The organism is Moorena sp. SIO3B2 (assembly GCF_010692525.1).
GTDB classification, from domain to species: domain Bacteria; phylum Cyanobacteriota; class Cyanobacteriia; order Cyanobacteriales; family Coleofasciculaceae; genus Moorena; species Moorena producens.
Window position 1 is genome coordinate 1 of sequence record NZ_JAAHHE010000876.1, and the last position, 1,391, is coordinate 1,391.

A 1,391-nucleotide genomic window follows, 5' to 3' on the forward strand; every position below is an offset into this window, starting at 1 on the left:
GGGTGTATATCATGTCTGTCATCCCATAATAGTTAATCAAGCGGTAAGCAGCAGCAAGATCTACACGTAACTGTCGTTCTTCTTGGGAATAAAAGGTAGTTATGGAATTATTTATATTAGAGTTTTTTGTATTTACACTCATATTTACATTTTTTTAAGTTTTACTCAAATCAGTCTTAAAAGTAAACAGGAAGTATACGAACTTTAATTAATCTTAAACTTACTATTAAACGAATTTACTTTTATAAATTAAATCACCATCCTTAAGGTCAGTTAATTTATAACCAAAGGAAGTTAAAGTATCATCGCCTTTCGATTTGATCAGGGAGTATAGACCATCAAGAAATATTTTAGAGTAGCGGGCTTGGGAATCGACAAAACGCATTGTATATGCCATTCTCGATGGTAATTTTCCCTCCAGGAGGGGGACACTTCTATGCCAAACAAATTTGTCTAGTAGAAGGGCATCACCCACTTCAAAGTTATCTTCTACTTTATTTGTATCTAAAACCATCTCTTCAACTTTAGAAGCATAGAAAAACTCAAAATAATTAAACTCTTCGGTTTGACAAAATTCTGCAAAATCTTTGTGTTGTATTAGTTCGTACCGGAGGGCATAGTACCCAGAGGTTGGATAAGCCTTTCGTGGTACATATGCCATGCCTCCATGTTGCTCTTTCGTATTAATTGGAACTAGTGGTATCCATAGGGAATATCCTAAATCCTCTGGTTTAATGAAGTTGAAGCTAACAAGATCGAGATGAAAATGAAATCCTTTTCTGTTTGGTTTTAATTCAAATCCCACACCTTGGGTGAAGATTAATTCATTTTCGATTAATGGCTTGAAGGTGTTTTTAAAGTTTTCTTCAGAATAGATCTGGTGGGTGACAGCATTTTCTAGGTCATAGCCTACTCTGGAAAAATCGCCACTGTAAGATTCGGGAACTTTTTTTACTTGATTGGATTCGGCAGTTAGATACCGTAATTTATCGATTGCTTCATCCGTAAACAGTTTTTTTAGTTTGATAAACCCATTCTCAGCAAAAGAGTTTTTTTCTTCTGGGGATATAGTGATTTTGTTGACTAGCAAAGACATAAGCTTTTAAGAATTTAGGATGTAGGATTTAGCATAAGTTAGAGCTCTAAACAAATTTACTCTTAGAGATTAAATCACCCTCTTTCAGATCGGTATTACCCAGTAGTAACTGACAAATCAGATTCCCTTCCAGATAAAGCACATTATCCTGACCGAAATAGATATCCTACGCTGTAACGGCATTGGGATTTGTCACCAGATAGTCACAAGCGGAGGCTAACAGATTGGTACTAGGAGTCGCATCTCCGGCAAAACCACCAATTTCTGCTCTGACTCCGGTGGGAATAATACTAAC

2 protein-coding genes are annotated in these 1,391 nt (G+C 36.0%); both read right to left on the minus strand.

All coding sequences use genetic code 11. The features are described from left to right. Positions 1-226 precede the first annotated feature (226 nt). On the minus strand, positions 227-1,096 hold the full coding sequence (locus F6K38_RS41970) for a hypothetical protein (RefSeq protein WP_008188126.1): 870 nt from the start codon (positions 1,094-1,096) through the stop codon (positions 227-229). Positions 1,097-1,262: 166 nt separating this feature from the next. After that, complete coding sequence (locus F6K38_RS43875; RefSeq protein WP_353737299.1) at positions 1,263-1,385, minus strand: DUF3326 domain-containing protein; 123 nt, start codon at positions 1,383-1,385, stop codon at positions 1,263-1,265. Positions 1,386-1,391 lie beyond the last annotated feature (6 nt).